15 protein-coding genes are annotated in these 17,868 nt (G+C 40.6%); 13 read left to right on the top strand and 2 right to left on the bottom strand.

Annotated features, from left to right (window positions below; translation table 11 throughout):
• The first annotated feature begins 159 nt into the window (after positions 1 to 159).
• The 3 genes from tyrS (at position 160) to AUF14_RS09935 (ending at position 3,333) form a co-directional block, all read left to right on the top strand.
• The gene (tyrS, locus tag AUF14_RS09945; RefSeq protein WP_048720760.1) at positions 160 to 1,422 is read left to right on the top strand and encodes a tyrosine--tRNA ligase; all 1,263 of its coding nucleotides are present in this window, start codon (positions 160 to 162) and stop codon (positions 1,420 to 1,422) included.
• Between the two features lie 93 nt (positions 1,423 to 1,515).
• Positions 1,516 to 2,421: an AEC family transporter gene (locus AUF14_RS09940; protein WP_016181302.1), complete on the top strand. Its 906-nt coding sequence runs from the start codon at positions 1,516 to 1,518 to the stop codon at positions 2,419 to 2,421.
• Positions 2,422 to 2,442: 21 nt separating this feature from the next.
• Complete coding sequence (locus tag AUF14_RS09935) at positions 2,443 to 3,333, top strand: deoxyribonuclease IV (RefSeq protein WP_016181303.1); 891 nt, start codon at positions 2,443 to 2,445, stop codon at positions 3,331 to 3,333.
• Positions 3,334 to 3,462: 129 nt separating this feature from the next.
• Here the strand turns inward: AUF14_RS09935 and AUF14_RS09930 are convergent, their stop codons facing one another.
• Together AUF14_RS09930 and proB are read right to left on the bottom strand one after the other, a co-directional pair.
• Positions 3,463 to 4,710, bottom strand: coding sequence for a glutamate-5-semialdehyde dehydrogenase (locus AUF14_RS09930; protein ID WP_016181304.1), 1,248 nt, complete (start codon positions 4,708 to 4,710; stop codon positions 3,463 to 3,465).
• A complete protein-coding gene (gene proB, locus AUF14_RS09925) occupies positions 4,703 to 5,512 on the bottom strand; it encodes a glutamate 5-kinase (RefSeq protein ID WP_016181305.1) in 810 nt (269 codons plus the stop codon). The genes AUF14_RS09930 and proB overlap by 8 nt, the downstream gene beginning before the upstream one ends.
• A gap of 301 nt (positions 5,513 to 5,813) precedes the next feature.
• Here proB and AUF14_RS09920 point away from each other — a divergent pair, with 301 nt between their 5' ends.
• The 10 genes from AUF14_RS09920 to AUF14_RS09875 all read left to right on the top strand — a co-directional run bounded on the left by AUF14_RS09920 (position 5,814) and on the right by AUF14_RS09875 (position 17,868).
• A complete protein-coding gene (locus AUF14_RS09920; RefSeq protein WP_010740033.1) occupies positions 5,814 to 6,032 on the top strand; it encodes a YneF family protein in 219 nt (72 codons plus the stop codon).
• Positions 6,033 to 6,322: 290 nt separating this feature from the next.
• On the top strand, positions 6,323 to 7,237 hold the full coding sequence (gene trxB / locus AUF14_RS09915; RefSeq protein WP_016181306.1) for a thioredoxin-disulfide reductase: 915 nt from the start codon (positions 6,323 to 6,325) through the stop codon (positions 7,235 to 7,237).
• 166 nt (positions 7,238 to 7,403) lie between these two features.
• On the top strand, positions 7,404 to 9,791 hold the full coding sequence (locus AUF14_RS09910) for a DEAD/DEAH box helicase family protein (protein ID WP_016181307.1): 2,388 nt from the start codon (positions 7,404 to 7,406) through the stop codon (positions 9,789 to 9,791).
• Between the two features lie 178 nt (positions 9,792 to 9,969).
• Positions 9,970 to 11,694, top strand: a complete 1,725-nt coding sequence (locus AUF14_RS09905; RefSeq protein WP_016181308.1) for a phospho-sugar mutase — start codon at positions 9,970 to 9,972, stop codon at positions 11,692 to 11,694.
• Positions 11,695 to 11,712: 18 nt separating this feature from the next.
• Positions 11,713 to 12,000, top strand: a complete 288-nt coding sequence (locus AUF14_RS09900; RefSeq protein ID WP_016181309.1) for an ArsR/SmtB family transcription factor — start codon at positions 11,713 to 11,715, stop codon at positions 11,998 to 12,000.
• Positions 12,001 to 12,126: 126 nt separating this feature from the next.
• Positions 12,127 to 13,416 carry a homoserine dehydrogenase gene (locus tag AUF14_RS09895; protein WP_016181310.1) on the top strand — a complete coding sequence of 430 codons (1,290 nt, stop codon included), beginning with the start codon at positions 12,127 to 12,129 and terminating at the stop codon, positions 13,414 to 13,416.
• 2 nt (positions 13,417 to 13,418) lie between these two features.
• Entirely contained in the window at positions 13,419 to 14,477 is a 1,059-nt protein-coding gene (gene thrC, locus AUF14_RS09890; RefSeq protein WP_016181311.1) for a threonine synthase, read from the top strand.
• The gene (thrB, locus tag AUF14_RS09885) at positions 14,474 to 15,337 is read left to right on the top strand and encodes a homoserine kinase (RefSeq protein WP_016181312.1); all 864 of its coding nucleotides are present in this window, start codon (positions 14,474 to 14,476) and stop codon (positions 15,335 to 15,337) included. Before thrC ends, thrB begins: the two co-directional genes overlap by 4 nt.
• Before the next feature lie 326 nt (positions 15,338 to 15,663).
• The gene (locus AUF14_RS09880) at positions 15,664 to 16,935 is read left to right on the top strand and encodes an O-acetylhomoserine aminocarboxypropyltransferase/cysteine synthase family protein (RefSeq protein ID WP_049221072.1); all 1,272 of its coding nucleotides are present in this window, start codon (positions 15,664 to 15,666) and stop codon (positions 16,933 to 16,935) included.
• A 3-nt stretch (positions 16,936 to 16,938) separates the two neighbouring features.
• Complete coding sequence (locus AUF14_RS09875) at positions 16,939 to 17,868, top strand: homoserine O-succinyltransferase (RefSeq protein WP_016181314.1); 930 nt, start codon at positions 16,939 to 16,941, stop codon at positions 17,866 to 17,868.

The following is a 17,868-nucleotide window of genomic DNA, read 5'->3' as shown; positions in this document are numbered from 1 at the left end:
TTTCTTGATCTAGAACTTCGAAGAAATCTGACGAATGGCTTTTATTTCCCTGTTATTTCGGTTAATATGGGAAAGTATAAGTCATTTAGAAATGATATGCGTAATGAGTATATGCCTAACGGTTAGTTAGCGCATCAAAAATAATTAGGAGGAAAAAACATGCATTCAGACTTTTTTCAAGAACTAAAAGCCCGTGGCTTAATTTTTCAAGTAACAGATGAAGCAGCCCTAGAAAAACAATTAAACGAAGAGTCTGTTAAACTATATATTGGCTTTGATCCAACAGCAGACAGTCTGCATATTGGTCATTTATTACCGATTTTAACGTTGCGACGTTTCCAACAAAACGGACACGTACCCATTGCTCTAGTTGGCGGCGGTACCGGAATGATCGGAGACCCTTCATTTAAAGATGCAGAGCGCCAATTAAACACCTTAGATACCGTTCAAAGCTGGTCGCAAAGTATTAAAAATCAGCTTTCGGGGATCATTGACTTCGAGAATAAAGAGAATCCAGCAATCGTTGCTAATAACTATGAATGGTTAGGCGAGTTGAAGCTGATCGACTTTTTACGTGATGTTGGTAAGAACTTTACGATCAATTACATGATGAGCAAAGAAAGTGTCAAACGCCGGATCGAATCTGGAATTTCATACACAGAGTTCGCTTACCAGCTACTACAGGCCTACGACTTCTATGAATTGAATAAACGTTACGGTTGCCTGCTACAATTAGGTGGTAGTGATCAATGGGGCAACATTACTTCTGGGATTGAATTGATCCGTCGAGAAGAAGGCAAGCAAGCATTTGGTATGACGATGCCTTTGATTACAAAAGCTGATGGCACAAAATTTGGTAAAACAGAAGGAAATGCGGTTTGGTTAGACGCAGAGAAGACCTCTCCATATGAGTTCTACCAATTCTGGATTAATACAGATGACCGCGATGCCGTTAAATTCTTGAAATACTTTACCTTCTTGAGTTTAGAAGAAATTGACGCGATCGAAAAGGAATTTACTGCAGCTCCAGAACAACGAGCAGCTCAAAAGGCCTTAGCCAAAGAAGTGACTGTTTTAGTTCACGGAGAAGAAGCATACAATCAAGCGGTGCACATTTCTGAAGCGTTATTCAGCGGTGATGTGAAAAACTTAAATGCAGCAGAAATCAAACAAGGCTTCAAAAATGTACCCAATTATCAAGTTCAAGCAGGCGATGACTTGAACTTAGTTGAGATTCTGATAACAGCAGGCATCGAAGCGTCTAAACGCCAAGCTCGCGAAGATATTAACAATGGTGCGATTTATATCAATGGCGATCGCGTACAAGATGTAGCCTACACATTAAGTGATCAAGATAAATTAGCTGATGAGTACATTGTTGTACGTCGCGGGAAGAAAAAATATTTTGTTTTGCAATTTTAGTTGTGATTAGGAAAGGGATTGTACCAATTTTGGAGCAATCCTTTTTCTATGTAGTGATGGGAAAACGTTTTAGAGGTTAGGAAAGGTGAGCATGTGGGAGCAATTTTATTAAACTCGTTAGGATTATTTGTTATTATCTTGATTGGCTATCTAACGAAACGCTTGAACCTATTAATGAAGGCAGATGGCTCGATGATCTCAAAGATTGTCGTCAACGTCACACTGCCGGCTGCGATCATTGTGAATCTGCAATATTTGGCAGTAAAAAACCAGTTACTATTGCTAATTGTTGCTGGTTTAGTATTAAATCTGGTTATGATTCTAATCGGTCACTTCTTATCGAGAAAACAAGAACAGGTAGAGCGAGAATTTTTGATGTACGGTGTTTCTGGCTACAATATTGGAAATTTCGCGATCCCCTTTGTTCAGAGCTTTATACCGCAGGCGATTCCGATTCTATCCTTTTTTGATATTGGCAATAGTGTTATGCTGGCTGGCGGCTCGAATGTAGTAATCGAAGGCATCAGTGGCAGCGATGAAGAACGTCCGAGCGTAAAAAAAGTTCTCGGAAGATTGTTTCGATCGGTGCCGTTTCTTTGTTACTTGATCATGCTGTCCTTGCGAATTCTAGAGCTTGATTTACCAGAAGCAGTTTTTCAAATTGCGCAGCCAATTGCTGATGCTAATACATTTTTGTCGATGTTTATGATAGGCTTGTTTTTGGAACTTCGTTTGCCGAAAAAGGATTTAGCATTAGTTGGACGTGTGTTAGCAATCAAATATGGTGCGGGCCTATTGCTGGTGGCTTTTTTTATGCTGTTACCGTTTCCGGCAATGATCAAAATTGTTTTATGTCTTGTTTCAGTCGGACCGATTCCGACATTTGGCGTGATCAACAGTGTAGCTGCAGGAATGCGTGCAGAAGTGGTGGGGTTCACTTCTTCGCTTAGTTTCTTGATCAGTTTGCCGTTAATGACGAGTTTGTTGATATTCCTATAAATAGAAAATTTGGAGGTTTTTATGTTAATTGGTTCTCATGTAAGTATGAAGGGAAAAGAAATGCTACTAGGGGCGGCACAAGAGGCAGCTAGCTATGAAGCATCAACATTTATGATTTATAGCGGTGCACCGCAAAATACTCGCCGCAAGCCAGTTGATGAGATGAATATTCCAGCTGGAGAAGAATTTATGAAGGAGCATGGCTTGTCAAACATTGTCATGCATGCGCCGTATATCATTAACCTTGGAAATACCAAAAAGCCTGAGATGTTTCCTTTTGCAGTACAATTTTTACGCGATGAAATTATGCGAGCAGAAGCACTGGGAGCGATGCAGATTACGTTACATCCAGGAGCTCACGTTGGTGCAGGAGAAAAAGCTGGCTTAGATCAAATCATTAAAGGACTAAATGAAGTACTGACTAAAAATCAGCGAGCTCAAATTGCTTTAGAGACAATGGCTGGCAAAGGAACGGAGTTAGGTAAAACTTTTGAAGAGTTGGCTTATATCATTGATGGGGTTTTATTGAATGAAAAGCTTTCAGTGACTTTTGATACCTGTCATACAAATGATGCAGGATACAATGTCAAAGAAGATTTTGATGGCGTATTAGAGGAATTTGATCGTGTGATCGGTTTGGAACGTTTAAAAGTCGTTCATGTGAATGATTCGAAAAATCCAATGGGCTCTCATAAGGATCGTCATGCAAATATTGGTTTTGGTACGATTGGCTTTGACACCTTGAATGCTATTGTTCATCATGAAAAGTTGAAAGACTTACCAAAAATCTTGGAAACACCTTATGTGGGAGAAGACAAAAAGAACCAAAAACCACCGTATGGTTTCGAAATCGCTATGTTGAAATCGCAACAGTTCGATCCAGATTTATTAGCAAAAATTCAAGCGCAATAAAATAAGAGGTTGTGACAGAAGTGGTCAGCTTCAAGAAATAAGAAGGAATTTCCGAAGAAGCTACTTCTGGAACACCGTTTATTCAGAAAAAGAAGCTATGACAAGTCTTTTGTCACAGCTCCTTTAAGCTTATTCTCTAACTTGTCCATCGCCATAAATAATGTATTTACTGGAAGTTAATTGCTCCAATCCCATAGGCCCGCGAGCATGCAATTTTTGAGTAGAAATGCCAATCTCCGCACCAAAACCAAATTTGAAACCATCTGTGAAACGAGTCGAGGCATTGATGTAGACGGCTGCCGCATCAACTTCTTTCAAAAATTTTTGTCCGTTCTGATAATTATCCGTCACGATTGCCTCGGAATGCTTGGAATTATAATGATTGATGTGCTCAATGGCTTCTTCGATAGAAGCAACAACTTTGATTGCCAAAATATAATCCAAAAATTCTGTTGACCAATCTGCTTCGGTTGCTAGATCCGCTTGTTTCAAATGCTTTAGCGCCTGCGCATTTCCGCGTAGAGTAACCAGTGATGTTAGTTCTTTTTCTATCAGAGGTAAAAACTCTGCCGCGATTTCCTCGTGAACGAGTAACGTTTCGATCGCATTACAAACAGAGGGACGTTGAACTTTAGCGTTTTTTACAATGTTTAGTGCCATGTCCAATTGTGCGGCAGAATCAACATACACGTGATTGTTACCAGTTCCCGTTTCGATCACTGGCACCGTCGCGTTGCTTTTCACGCGTTGGATTAAACCTGCACCACCACGGGGAATTAACACATCTAAATAGTCGTTTAGGCGCATCATCTCATTTGCGACATCATGTGAAATGTCGCTGACAAACTGAATCATAGCGGGATTCAACTGACAGTTGCATAATGTCTTTTGCAGAAGCTCCACCAAGGCTTGATTTGAATGGAAGGCTTCTTTGCCGCCACGTAAGATGACCGCATTTCCTGATTTGAAACATAAACTAGCCGCATCGGTCGTCACGTTTGGCCGAGACTCAAAGATGATTCCGATCACACCTAAAGGGACGCGTTGTTGACCAATCATCAATTGATCCTCTGTCCGCCACATTTTCTCTACGACACCAATTGGATCAGGCAAGGCTGCTACTTGGCGGATACCTTCAGCCATTTCCTTGATTCTTTCATCGTTTAAACGTAAACGATCAATCATTGGATCAGAAATCCCGTTATCCTTTGCTCGGCATAGATCTTGTTGATTTGCAGTCAAAATAACTGCGGTATTGTTTTCCAAATCTTCAGCCATCTGCAGCAAGCAGTCATCTTTTTGAGTAGTTTCCAGCTGCCCCAATTGTTGCGCAGCGGAGCGGCTCTGTTGCCCTAAGGTATTCATCAAGTTATCCATGTTTTTCCTCCTTAAATAATGTTCCGACATCTACTCCAGCTAAAATATCAAAAATTATTCTGGGAGGTTTCCCATTCGCTAAAACCATGGCACTTTTTGCTTCTAGAATTCGTTGAGCTGCTTTCAATTTGCTGACCATACCGCCAGTGCCAAAGCGGCTGCCTTCACCGCCTGCCTGATTCATCAATGTTTGATTGATGGTCGAAATAGTCGAGTATAAAATCGCTTGTTTATTTGTTGCGGGATTGTCTGAATAAAATCCGTCAATGTCACTTAACATAATCAGCACATCTGCTTCCATTAACTGTGCAACGATTGCGGAAAGCTCATCATTGTCTCCGAACTTTCTCGTATGATCCATTTCGTCTACTGCGACGGTATCATTCTCGTTAATAATCGGAACGATTCCCATTGAAATGAGCTGTTCTAGTGTATTGATTACATTTTTACGACTTTCAGGAAAATCTACTACATCTCGTGTTAGGAGAACTTGAGCGGTTTGTTGACTATACACTAAGAAACGTTGGTTGTAGATATGCATTAATTCTGATTGACCAACGGCTGCAACCGCTTGCTGAACAGGGATCTCCTGCGGCCGTTCGGGGATTCCAAGTTTGTCCATTCCAACGCCAATCGCGCCAGAAGAGACCAGTATTATTTCTTTGCCTTGATTTCGAAGGTCAGTTAATACGAATGCTAATTGATCAATTCCAGCGAAATTGATCTTGCCATTTGGATGGATCAAGGAACTTGTCCCAATCTTCACCACGATCCGATTGACGGATCTTAAAAAATCTCTCATGCTTCCACCTCTTCACTTAGCCACCAGCGAGGAAGATATTGTTTTGCATTTTAGCATATTCTAATCAATATTTCATCAAATGTTTAAAATTTACTGGAAATTTTTTTGGATCATGAAAATTTATTTCAGTTACTAGCTGCTAAGATATTGTTAAAAGGGAAAATTCTTTCTTTTTCAAGGCCAATTAGTAAGATTAGACTAAAAATCTTGTGGATTGATTTGAAGTTTCTTAAAACGGCTTTTCTTTTAGGGTATCTTTTAGTAAAATATACGAGAATGTGTCAGGAAAGGAGCGGTGAAAATGGTATCAACTGGAATTGTAGTATTGATCGCAGTAATCGCTGCACTATTAGGTGCTGTCGGCGGTTTCTTCTTAGCCCGTAAATATATGCAAGACTATTTTAAAAAGAATCCTCCGATCAACGAGGATATGTTACGTCAAATGATGATGTCAATGGGACAAAAGCCTTCAGAAAAGAAAGTTCGTCAAATGATGCAGCAAATGAAAAATCAACAATAATGATGAAAGGACAATCGTCTCAGGATGGTTGCCCTTCTTTTTTGGTAGTTGCACTTTTCGAGTATGATGGCGTTTGAGATGAAATCAATTTGTTAAAACAGATAAAATTACACGAAGTTTAGTTAGATCGTAAGCGTGATGAGAACCAAACTAATTTTCTCGTCTTTTGAAAAAAATAATCCTTATTACTGACTTAGCTGCGAATTTGCAAAACTGACAATTAGTAAGCAGATTTGTCGACATAATAAATTTAGGGTTGTAAAGTAAAGGCGTATGGGAGGAATGTCTGAATGTATGATGTAATAGTTATCGGTGCGGGCCCAGCTGGGATGACCGCTGCCTTATATGCTTCACGCTCGAATCTAAAGGTGCTTTTGATTGAACGGGGGGCGCCAGGCGGACAAATGAACAATACCGCTGAAGTAGAAAATTATCCAGGCTTCGAGTCAATCATGGGTCCAGAGCTTGCGATGAAAATGTATGATGGAGTCACAAAATTTGGCACGGAAAATGCCTATGGAATCGTTCAAGATATCGTTGATCACGGTGACTACAAGGAAGTTATCACTGAAGATAAAAGCTATCAAACCAAAACGATCATTATTGCTACAGGGTGTGTCCATCGTAAATTAGGCGTGCCAGGTGAAGAATCTTTCGCAGGACGCGGAGTCTCTTATTGTGCTGTATGTGATGGTGCTTTTTTCCGTAATAAACGCTTGATTGTTGTTGGCGGAGGAGATTCAGCGGTAGAAGAAGCGATTTATTTAACACGTTTTGCTTCTGAAGTCGTGATCGTTCATCGTCGTGATGAATTACGCGCACAAAAAATTATTCAAGATCGTGCCTTTGCAAATGAAAAAATTTCATTTATTTGGGACAGTGTTGTGGATGAAATCGTCGGTAACGAAATGGTCGTAACAGGCGCACAAATACGCAATGTAAAAACTGATGACGTTCATTTAGAACCAGCAGATGGTGCTTTTATTTATGTTGGTTTAGAACCATTGACTGAGCCATTTAAAAATAGTGGTATCACGAATGCTGCAGGCTGGATTGAGACAGATCAAGAAATGAAAACTAAAATTCCAGGTGTTTTTGCAATTGGAGATGCCCGTGAAAAAGATCTACGTCAAATAACGACCGCTGTCGGTGAAGGCGGGATCGCAGGCCAACAAGTCTATAAGTATATCGAAGCACAAAATTAATAAGTAAAAGGTAAGAGAATCTGATCATTGGTTAGATTTTCTTGCCTTTTTTTTATAAAAAACATTGGATTTGAAAAAATGCTACAATTGATTGAGACGATTTTGCTGCTTTTCTGCAAGGTATTAAGCCTCATGTAATTAACTAAAACAATAAGGAGGGAACCAATTGTCAGCTATCAAACTACGAGCGTACCAGCAGCGAGTCATCGATCAATTAGCTAGTTATTTGGATAATGACAGTATCCATATTGTTGCTCCGCCGGGATCAGGGAAGACGATTTTAGGAATGGCGCTTGTTGAGAAGATTCAGCGAAAAACATTGATCCTTGTTCCTTCAATCCTGTTGAAAAAGCAGTGGATTGAAGTGATTCAGCATTACTATCCGCAATGGGAAATTTCCGAGGAACTGCTTCAACCTGCAAATATAACAGTTACTACGTATCAATACTTGTACAGTAAGAGGAAAGAATTAGACAATCACTTTACTGAACATGGGATTGGTTTTCTAGTGCTGGACGAATCCCACCACTTAAAGAAAAACTGGTCAGATTTGCTGCTGGACTTAAAAGAAAAAGCTACTGAGCTGCAAACGTTAGCCTTAACGGCAACACCTCCTTTTGACGCGAATCAAAAAGAATGGGGCAACTATATTCGGCTGACCGGTGCTATCGATGAAGAAATTACTGTCTCCGAATTGATTAACGAGGCGGTTCTTGCTCCATATCAAGACTATGTTTACTTAGCACCAGTCACGAAGGAATCACAGAAACAATTTACCGAATTCTTAAATGAGCAAAATCAAATCGTATCGCATCTTTGCAGTCAACCAGAAGTGACGGATTACCTCTTGGCTCAAGAATTCATTCAGCAGCCGTTAAATCAAACAGAATTTATCTATCAGAATTTTGACAGCTATTTAAGCTGTTTACTTTATTTGAATGAACAGCAGTATCAGTTCAGCGACGATCATTGGCAGGTTCTGGGTATAAAACGAAATAAAATAAAAATTCCGCAGCAAACAAGAAAAAGTATTATTGATTTGTATCAGTATCTTTTTCAAGTTGTTCCACAATTGGAAATATTTCGCTATCTTTCAAAGAAGGGCTGGTTATATGAGGACAAGCTCCGACTTTTTCCAGATTTCGAAATAAACAATCAAGCAAATATACCGTTAATGAAAGAGGCCATCGAGCATATTGTGGTAAAGGAGGAAAGCTATCTAGGGAATGAACTGCGGTGTGTACTGCTGTTTGATTATATCAAGCAGGAGGTTTTAGCCGGAAAAGAGGACTATTTAGAGTATGGTGTTGTGCCTACCTTCTTATCATTGAAGGAACTGATTCGGCCTGAAACATCTCTGGCTGTCGTTTGCGGCGAATTTCTGATTGTCAGTCAAAAAATATTTCAAACTCATTTTCAAACTTACGCAGAATTTCGCAGAGAGAAAAAGCTGGCTGGTTATATCTACTTAGCGATGACGGATAAAAAACGCAGTGAGCTGTTAGCGTTGACTACGCAGCTTTTGGATTCAAGCGAGATCAATCTATTGATCGGGACGGTCAGCTTGTTAGGCGAGGGCTGGAATTGTCCCGCCGTTAACACGATTATTATGGGAAATGCGGCCGGCTCGTATGTTCAAACTCAACAGATTCGCGGTAGAGGATTGCGGTGTTCCGGGGATGAGAAGCTGACCAATATCTGGCATATTGCTTCGATTTATCCGAATATTCCAGTGACAGAGCAGCCGCTTTTTGCTGCTATTTTGAAGCGTTTATCATTTATCGAAGGCTTGAATCTGATGGATGAACCTGTGATCTCAACTGGCAGAGAACGGTTTGAATTACCTGATATCCTAGATCTGAGGACAATCGCCGGCTATACTCAAAATAATCTTTATCGCGCGAAAGAACGGAAGCAGCATTTTATGCTTTGGGAGACGGCTTTAAAGCAGGGGACCCATTTGGCAATGCCTCTGTTCATTCGAAGCCGGCCTAAAGAAACGGAAGTACATTTAGAGTCGAATGCCTTTAAACTTGATAATGTGGATCAGCTCAATCTTATTCAAGCATTCCTGCAAGGAGCGTTAAATATCTACTTTAAGGAAAGAAAAAGGAAAAAGCATTGGCATAAGGCTTGTCAGGTTCGGCAGAAACTAGTTCAAACGCTCTATCAGTTACTGCTAAATGAGGGTGTACTCTCAGAAAGCATCCCATTAGTCATTGATTGGAATAATCATTCTTTTTCTTGTGAAATTGTCGCGAGTTATCATCAGGAAAAACTTTTCAATGAGCTGATTTGTGAGTTATTAGGAGAGATTCATTCACCACGATATCTGCTAAAAATTAAACAGGATTATTTTGTGATACCTGGTCGTTATAGCAAAAATAAAAAAGCGGTGCTAATTTTTTTGACCGCAATTAAACAACAAGGATTAACGGCCGACTTTTTTTATACGAAGAATATTTCTGGACGTAAACAGCTGATTAAGGCACGATTGAATTCACTACAAGCTTCCGATACGCTGGATATTAACGAACGAAAAATTTGGCAATAATAACTTGAAATTACTATGGCAGTCAGGATCACTGTATTAAATCAGGTCGGATCTTCATTTATGTAAAAAATAGCGCGACTTTTTATTGCATGTTGAATAAGATACAAGTTTGCTTTGCTGAATATAACAGTAATGGTATACTTAAATGGTAAGAAAAATTTTGAAAGAGGTGCGTTTCATGTCTTGGGAACAAGTTTATGAACAATGGATTGATTCAGATAAATTAGATGAAAAAATGCGTAAAGAATTACAAGACTTAGGCAAAGACCGAGAGTTGAAAAAAGATGCGTTTTATAAACAACTAGAATTTGGAACAGCAGGCATGCGAGGTGTCTTAGGTCCTGGTGTCAATCGAATGAATATTTTCACTATTCGTCAAGCAACTGAAGGCTTGGCTCGTTTCATGGATACGCAAGATCCCGAAACGAAACGTCGCGGTGTGGCGATTGCTTATGATTCACGCCACATGTCACCAGAATTTGCAATGGAAGCCGCTAAAACATTAGCAAAGCATGATATTCCTTCCTTTGTATTTGAGAGCTTACGCCCCACACCAGAATTATCGTTTGCCGTTCGTTTTGAAAATGCCTTCACCGGCATTATGATCACGGCATCCCACAATCCAGCTGAATATAATGGCTACAAAGTTTACGGCGAAGATGGTGGACAAATGCCGCCAGAAGATGCAGATGCATTGACAAAATTTGTTCGTGACGTAGAAAATCCATTAGAAGTTGAAGTGCTATCTGATGATGAAGTTAAACACAGCGGTTTAATCAATATTATTGGTGATGAAGTCGATTCAGAGTATTTGAGAAAAATCAAATCGGTGACCATCAATCAAGAACTGATCAATGAAATGGGTAAAGAGTTAAAATTGGTTTACACACCATTACATGGAACAGGGAAAATGCTAGGTGAAAAGGCTCTAAAACAAGCTGGTTTCGAAAAATTTGTTTTAGTTCCTGAACAAGCAATCGCTGATCCAAATTTCTCAACAGTTAAATCACCAAATCCTGAAGAACACTCTGCCTTTGAATATGCGATCAAGCTAGGTGAGCAAGAAGGAGCAGACCTGTTAATTGCGACGGACCCTGATGCCGATCGTCTTGGTGCGGCTGTTCGTTTGCCAGATGGACGATATGAAGTGTTGACTGGAAATCAAATCGGGGCTATCATGATTCGTTACATCTTGGAAGCTCATAAGCAAGCAGGAACTTTACCAGACAATGCAGTCGTACTTAAATCAATCGTATCAAGTGAATTAGCAACAACGATCGCAGATGCCTACAATGTAAAAATGGTTGATGTTTTAACCGGCTTTAAATTTATTGCTGAAAAAATCCAACAATATGAAGATGACCATTCACAAACCTTTATGTTTGGTTTTGAAGAAAGCTATGGCTATTTGATTAAATCCTTTGTACGTGACAAAGATGCGATCCAAGCGTTAGTCTTGTTAGCAGAAGTGGCCGCTTACTACAAAAAACAAGGCAAGACGCTATACGATGGCTTGCAAGATATTTTTGAAGAGTATGGCTACTATGCTGAAAAAACTATCTCAGTGACCTTGAGCGGTGCTGAAGGGGCCGAACAGATCAAAACGATCATGGGCAATCTGCGTAACGAAGCACCAAAAGCTTTTGCGGATGTTGCAGTAACAATGACAGAAGATTTCAAAACTTCGAAATCAATTGATGCCAATGGGGATGAAACAGCGATCGACATGCCTGCTTCAGATGTCTTGAAGTATACTTTGGCAGATGAAACATGGATTGCCGTTCGTCCTTCTGGAACAGAACCAAAAATCAAGTTCTACATCGGTGTAAAAGGAGATTCCCATGATGCGGCTGCTGAAAAGATTGCCGCATATGAAGAAGCGATCCGTAAAATCGCCGAATAGAGTAAATGAGGGCTGTAAATGAAGGAACAAGAAGAAGTTCGAGCGGTCAGTCAATTTTTTAAAATTTTGAGTGATCCTACACGATTAAAAATATTAATGTTTCTAAAAGAGGGCGAGCGCAATGTCTCATCTATCAGTGATACGCTGAAGATGGAGCAATCCGCGGTTTCTCATCAACTAAAATTATTGCGTGACAATCGCTTAGTCAAAGCACGTCGTGATGGAAAGGCCATGCTTTATAGTTTAGATGATCAGCATGTCCTGGATGTTTTAGAGCAGACCTTTCGCCACGTTACGCATCAATAAAAAGAGCTTTTCCAAATTTTTTGGAAAAGCTCTTTTTTTTTACAGAAATTTTGTTATACTGATAGCTAACTATTAGAATACGATGAAATTACTTTTAATATGAATGTAATTTAACGGAGGCGGATTATGGAAAAAGCAGTCAAGGTAGGTCTATTAGGTTTAGGTGTAGTTGGTACCGGTGTCCTAGAAATTTTGGCAGATCACAAAGATAAAATCGAAAAAAGTATTGGCGGCCCCTTGGTTGTAACAAAAGCCTTGATCCGTCCAGAAGAAGATAAATCTGCTTTAGCAGAAAAATATCAATTGGAATTGGTTACTGAATTGGACGCAATTTTAAATGATCCAGAGATCGCTATTGTAGTAGAGGTGATGGGACGGATCGAACCAGCCAAGACCTTTATCAAAAAAGCACTTATGGCTGGTAAAAATGTTGTCACTGCGAATAAGGATTTATTAGCACAGCACGGGACTGAGTTAGTTAATCTGGCGCGTGAGCAGCAGCGAAATTTGTATTATGAAGCTAGCGTTGCTGGTGGTATTCCGATCTTACGAACGATCGCTAACAGCTTAGCAGCAGATGATATTACCGAAGTTCTTGGAATCGTCAATGGAACAACCAATTATATGCTGACTAAGATGGTTCAAGAGCATCGAACATATGATGAGACCTTGAAAGAAGCTCAAGAACTAGGCTTTGCGGAAAGTGATCCAACCAATGATGTGGACGGGATCGATGCCGCATATAAAATGGTTATTCTAAGCAAATTTGCTTTTGGAATGTCGATCACAATGGATCAAGTCAAGATCAAAGGTATTCGCGGATTGGCAGCAGAGGATGTGTCGATTGCCGATCAGCTAGGCTACACCGTGAAATTAATCGGCTCGACCATCAAAAATGACGATACGATTTCGGTGGAGGTTGGTCCGGTCTTAGTGCCGCATGAACACCCGCTGGCTTCAATCCATAATGAAATGAACGCTGTTTTTGTTAAAAGTTCAGGAATTGGCGAATCAATGTACTATGGTCCGGGAGCTGGTGCACGCCCAACGGCTACCAGTATCGTGGCGGATTTGATGACGATCGTTAATAAGATGAAGAAAAATACTGTTGGTCATCGCTTTACTGGCTATACCCAACCAACCAAAATTACTTCACCAGATGAAAACATCAGCAAGTACTTCTTATCATTAGAAATGCCTGATGAGCCTGGTCAATTTTTGAAGCTGGCTGAGATCATGACTGAAACAAAAGTAGGGTTCGAACAAGTTGTCCAAGAAAAAGGCGATGGTGAAAATGCTCGTGTAGTCTTGATTACACACGAGACATCAGAAACGAAGATGGGAACAATTCAACAGGAAATCAAAGAAAAAACGAGTTACAAATTACTGTCATTGATGAAAGTTATGGGGGAATAAACATGTACGAAGGTCTATTGAAACAATATAAAGAGTATTTGCCAATCACTGATAAGACACCTCAGATCGCATTGGCTGAAGGAAATACACCACTGATTCCTTTGAAAAATCTATCAAAAGAATTAGGGATTACGCTTTATGGGAAATATGAAGGCTTAAATCCGACAGGTTCTTTTAAGGATCGAGGAATGGTGATGGCTGTGGCTAAAGCCGTGGAAGATGGTGCAAAAGCAATCATTTGTGCCTCAACTGGTAATACGAGTGCCGCCGCCGCTGCCTATGCAACACGTGCAGGCATCAAGGCGTATGTTGTGATTCCAGATGGGAAGATCGCAATGGGTAAATTGGCTCAAGCGATTGCTTATGGAGCAGATATTATTTCGATCCCCGGAAACTTTGATGAAGCCCTTAAAGCAGTTCGTGATATTGCGGAAACAGAAGCGGTTGCTTTAGTGAATTCAGTGAATCCTTATCGTTTAGAAGGACAAAAAACAGCGGCGTTTGAAATTTGCGAACAATTGGAAAAAGCGCCAGATGTATTGGCAATTCCTGTTGGGAACGCCGGAAATATTTCTGCCTATTGGAAAGGCTTCAAAGAATGGCATGAGCAAAAAGGCACAGAATTGCCACGGATGCACGGTTTCGAAGCAGAAGGTGCTGCGGCAATTGTCCAAGGAAAAGTCATTGAACAACCAGAAACAGTAGCAACAGCGATTCGGATCGGTAATCCTGCTAGCTGGAAATTAGCTGAAGAGGCTCGCGATGAATCAAATGGCTATATTGATTCTGTAACTGATGAAGAAATCTTAAATGCATATCGCAAAGTGGCTTCTCAAGAAGGTGTTTTTGTTGAACCAGGTTCAGCAGCATCATTGGCTGGTGTGATTCAGCATGTGGAAAATGGTCGGATCAAGCCAGGTGAAACCGTCGTAACGGTCTTTACTGGAAATGGGTTAAAAGATCCAGATACAGCGATCAACGAAACAGACATCAAAATCAATAAGATGAGTGATTTGGAGGATATGCGCCGACACTTACGTGAAGGAGTGGCTGCTCTATGAAAATCCGCGTCCCAGCAACCAGCGCCAATTTAGGGCCCGGCTTTGATTCGTGTGGGATCGCGTTGTCTCAATATTTGACGATCGATATCGGTTCGGAAACTAAAAGATGGCAGATCAAGCATCAGTTGGGCAGCAGCATCCCTTCGGATGAAAAAAATCTATTGATTCAAACGGCATTAGATTTGGCACCTAATTTGAAACCGCATGAACTCACGATGACTTCAGACATTCCAATCGCTCGTGGATTAGGCAGCAGCTCTTCTGTTGTCGTAGCGGGAATTGAATTGGCCAATCGTTTAGGAAATCTAGGAATGACGCCACAGCAGAAAGTGACCTACGCAACCAAGATCGAAGGCCATCCTGATAACGTGGCCCCAGCAATCTGTGGAGATTTTGTGGTAGCGAGCTATAATAACAATGAAGTAAATTTTGTGAAGCATACGTTTCCTGATTGCGATGTGATTGCCTTTATCCCGAATCATGAGTTGCTGACTTCAGAAAGTCGTTCGGTTTTACCAAAAGAGTTATCCTATCAGGATGCGGTCAAAGCCAGCTCGATTGGCAACGTAATGATTGCGGCAGTTTTGAATGGTAATTTGCCGCTAGCTGGGAAAATGATGGAAAAAGATATCTTACACGAAAGTCATCGCCAGCACCTTGTTCCGCATTTGAAAAAAATTCGAGAATTTTGCAAAGCTTATGGCGGTTATGGCAGCTTTTTAAGTGGCGCAGGTCCAACTGTTTTAGTATTGACCCCGCCTGAAAATACTGAAAAATTAGTCACGGCCTTGAAAGCCTTCGATCATGAAGCGTTGATTGATGTGCTTTCTGTTGAAAAAGAGGGCGTCCAAATATTTTAATTGCGTAGAAGAGAAGAGTACAACGAATCGGACTTGACAGAGAGCTTCGGTAATTGAGAAGAAGCAGCAGCGATTTGTTAGAAGATGGCCTCGGAGCAATTGTCAGTGAGACACGGGAATGCCCGTTACAGCAGTTCGCAGCAATGCGACTAAAGATCAGTCTTGTGAGAGGCTGATAAATTAAGGTGGTACCACGGCACTCCCGTCCTTTCAGCTATGAAAAGACGGGAGTGTTTTTTATATTACGAAAACAATTGAAAATGACAGGTATGAGAAAAATTATGAGCAACAATCGTGTTCAAAAAAAGCTAGTAGGAGGAATAATGATGGAATTTGAAACAAAGTGTTTACATGCAGGGTATCAGCCGGAAAATGGAGAACCACGAGTATTACCGATCGTTCAAAGTACGACCTATGCCTATGACTCGACAGAGGAAATTGGAAAGCTTTTTGATTTGGAGGCGGCGGGGTATTTTTATACACGTTTGGCAAATCCAACGACTGGTGTAGTAGAAGAGAAAATCGCGGCACTAGAAGGCGGTGTAGGAGCATTGTGTACATCATCCGGGCAAGCAGCCACCTTTTATGCGGTACTGAATATTTTAGAGGCTGGAGATCACATGATTTCTTCTAGCTATATTTATGGCGGGACCTACAATCTATTTGCTCATACCCTTAGAAAAATGGGAATTGAAGTGACATTTGTCGATCAAGATGCCTCAAAAGAGGAATTGTTGAAAGCGGCGAAACCAAATACGAAAGCCATTTTTGGCGAAACAATCGCTAATCCCGCGGTGAAGGTGTTGGATCAAGAAAAATTTGCATCTGTAGCAAAAGAGTTGGATATTCCTTTTCTTATCGATAATACGTTTGCGACTCCATACTTTTGTCGACCATTCGAGTTTGGCGCAGATATCGTGATTCATAGTACGACCAAGTATTTAGATGGTCATGCAGTGCAGACAGGCGGTGTCATCGTTGATGGCGGGAAATTTAATTGGAATAATGGCAAATTTCCTCAGCTCTCAGAGCCTGACGAAACGTATCATGGCATCGTTTATACAGAGAAATTTGGCCAAGCGGCGTATATCACCAAAGCACGTGTGCAATTAATGCGAGATTTAGGGGCTACACCTTCCCCGCAAAATTCATTCTTGCTTAATTTGGGGATGGAGACATTACCGGTTCGGATGGATCGCCATTTTGAAAATGCAGTGACAATAGCGAAATACTTAACTGAGCAAAAAGCGATCAAACACGTGTATTATCCTGGCTTAGAAAGTGATGAAAACTACAATTTAGCGCAAAAATATGTGCCAAATGGCCTTTGCGGTGTCATTTCTGTTGAATTCGCAGAAGGAAAAGAACAGGCGGCCAAGTGGTTAGACGCATTGGAACTTGTTTCATTAGAAGTTCACGTGGCGGATATTCGTACGTGTGCGTTGCATCCTGCAACCTCGACGCACCGCCAACTGACTGATGAAGAGCTGCAGCAGGCAGGAATTTCACCAGGGCTAGTTCGTTTATCTTGCGGAATCGAAAATGTGAACGATCTCCTTGCTGATTTGCAACAGGCCTTTGATAAATTGGAGGGATAACTCATGCCGATTCGCTTAGAGCCTGATTTTCCGGCAAAGTCTGTTTTAGAATCTGAAGATATTTTTGCGATTGATAATTCACGTGCGGAGCAACAGGATATTCGACCGCTAAAACTATTGATTTTAAATTTGATGCCGAATAAAATCGACACAGAAATTCATCTGCTGCGTTTGATTAGCCAAAGTCCTTTGCAGATTGATGTAGATTTCTTAAAAGTAGCTAGCCATGAGCATAAGCATACAAGTAAGAATCATTTAGATAAGTTTTATTTGGATTTTTCACAGGTAAAAGAGACTTGTTATGACGGCTTGATCATTACTGGAGCACCAGTGGAGCAGTTGGCCTTTGAGGAAGTCGATTATTGGCCGGAGTTAGTAGAAATCATGGAGTGGAGCCAAACGTCAGTTACTTCTGTTGTTCACATTTGCTGGGGAGCACAAGCAGGCCTGTATTATCATTTTGGAGTTGATAAGGTTCCTTTTGAAAAAAAATTATTTGGTATCTATAAACAAGATATAGAGCATCAATTCCGATTGTTTAGAGGCTTTGATGATCGTTTTTGGATGCCTCAGTCACGATATACGGGAATCAATGAAGAGCAAGTGCGTCAAGCAAAAATCAAAGTGATTGCTAAGGATGAGGAAGAACGGTCCGCGATCTTAATCTCAGAAGATGAGCACGATGTCTTTTTGATGGGACACTTTGAATATGCGACAGATACTTTAGAAAAAGAATATTTGCGTGATCATGAACGGGGAATCAATACGGCGAAGCCAGCGAATTACTATGAAGACGGGAAAATTTACAATTATTGGCGTGCGCAGGCACATTTGTTTTATCATAATTGGCTGAATGACGTTTATCAAATAACACCTTATCGCTTAGAAGAGATTCGTGAATTACAAAAAGAAAGAAAACTGAGATCGATTTGA

It is taken from the genome of Enterococcus avium (genome assembly GCF_002891025.1).
GTDB classification, from domain to species: Bacteria; Bacillota; Bacilli; order Lactobacillales; family Enterococcaceae; genus Enterococcus_A; species Enterococcus_A avium.
The sequence above is the reverse complement of the archived record's forward strand: the minus strand, read 5'-3'. Positions and strand labels throughout refer to the sequence as shown.

Bases quoted from the DNA above. Each gene is read 5' to 3' on its own strand.
- tyrS (WP_048720760.1), top strand. From the start codon at position 160: ATGCATTCAGACTTTTTTCAAGAACTAAAAGCCCGTGGCTTAATTTTT.
- AUF14_RS09935 (WP_016181303.1), top strand. From the start codon at position 2,443: ATGTTAATTGGTTCTCATGTAAGTATGAAGGGAAAAGAAATGCTACTA.
- AUF14_RS09930 (WP_016181304.1), bottom strand. From the start codon at position 4,710: ATGGATAACTTGATGAATACCTTAGGGCAACAGAGCCGCTCCGCTGCG.
- proB (WP_016181305.1), bottom strand. From the start codon at position 5,512: ATGAGAGATTTTTTAAGATCCGTCAATCGGATCGTGGTGAAGATTGGG.
- AUF14_RS09920 (WP_010740033.1), top strand. From the start codon at position 5,814: ATGGTATCAACTGGAATTGTAGTATTGATCGCAGTAATCGCTGCACTA.
- trxB (WP_016181306.1), top strand. From the start codon at position 6,323: ATGTATGATGTAATAGTTATCGGTGCGGGCCCAGCTGGGATGACCGCT.
- AUF14_RS09905 (WP_016181308.1), top strand. From the start codon at position 9,970: ATGTCTTGGGAACAAGTTTATGAACAATGGATTGATTCAGATAAATTA.
- AUF14_RS09900 (WP_016181309.1), top strand. From the start codon at position 11,713: ATGAAGGAACAAGAAGAAGTTCGAGCGGTCAGTCAATTTTTTAAAATT.
- AUF14_RS09895 (WP_016181310.1), top strand. From the start codon at position 12,127: ATGGAAAAAGCAGTCAAGGTAGGTCTATTAGGTTTAGGTGTAGTTGGT.
- thrC (WP_016181311.1), top strand. From the start codon at position 13,419: ATGTACGAAGGTCTATTGAAACAATATAAAGAGTATTTGCCAATCACT.
- thrB (WP_016181312.1), top strand. From the start codon at position 14,474: ATGAAAATCCGCGTCCCAGCAACCAGCGCCAATTTAGGGCCCGGCTTT.
- AUF14_RS09880 (WP_049221072.1), top strand. From the start codon at position 15,664: ATGGAATTTGAAACAAAGTGTTTACATGCAGGGTATCAGCCGGAAAAT.
- AUF14_RS09875 (WP_016181314.1), top strand. From the start codon at position 16,939: ATGCCGATTCGCTTAGAGCCTGATTTTCCGGCAAAGTCTGTTTTAGAA.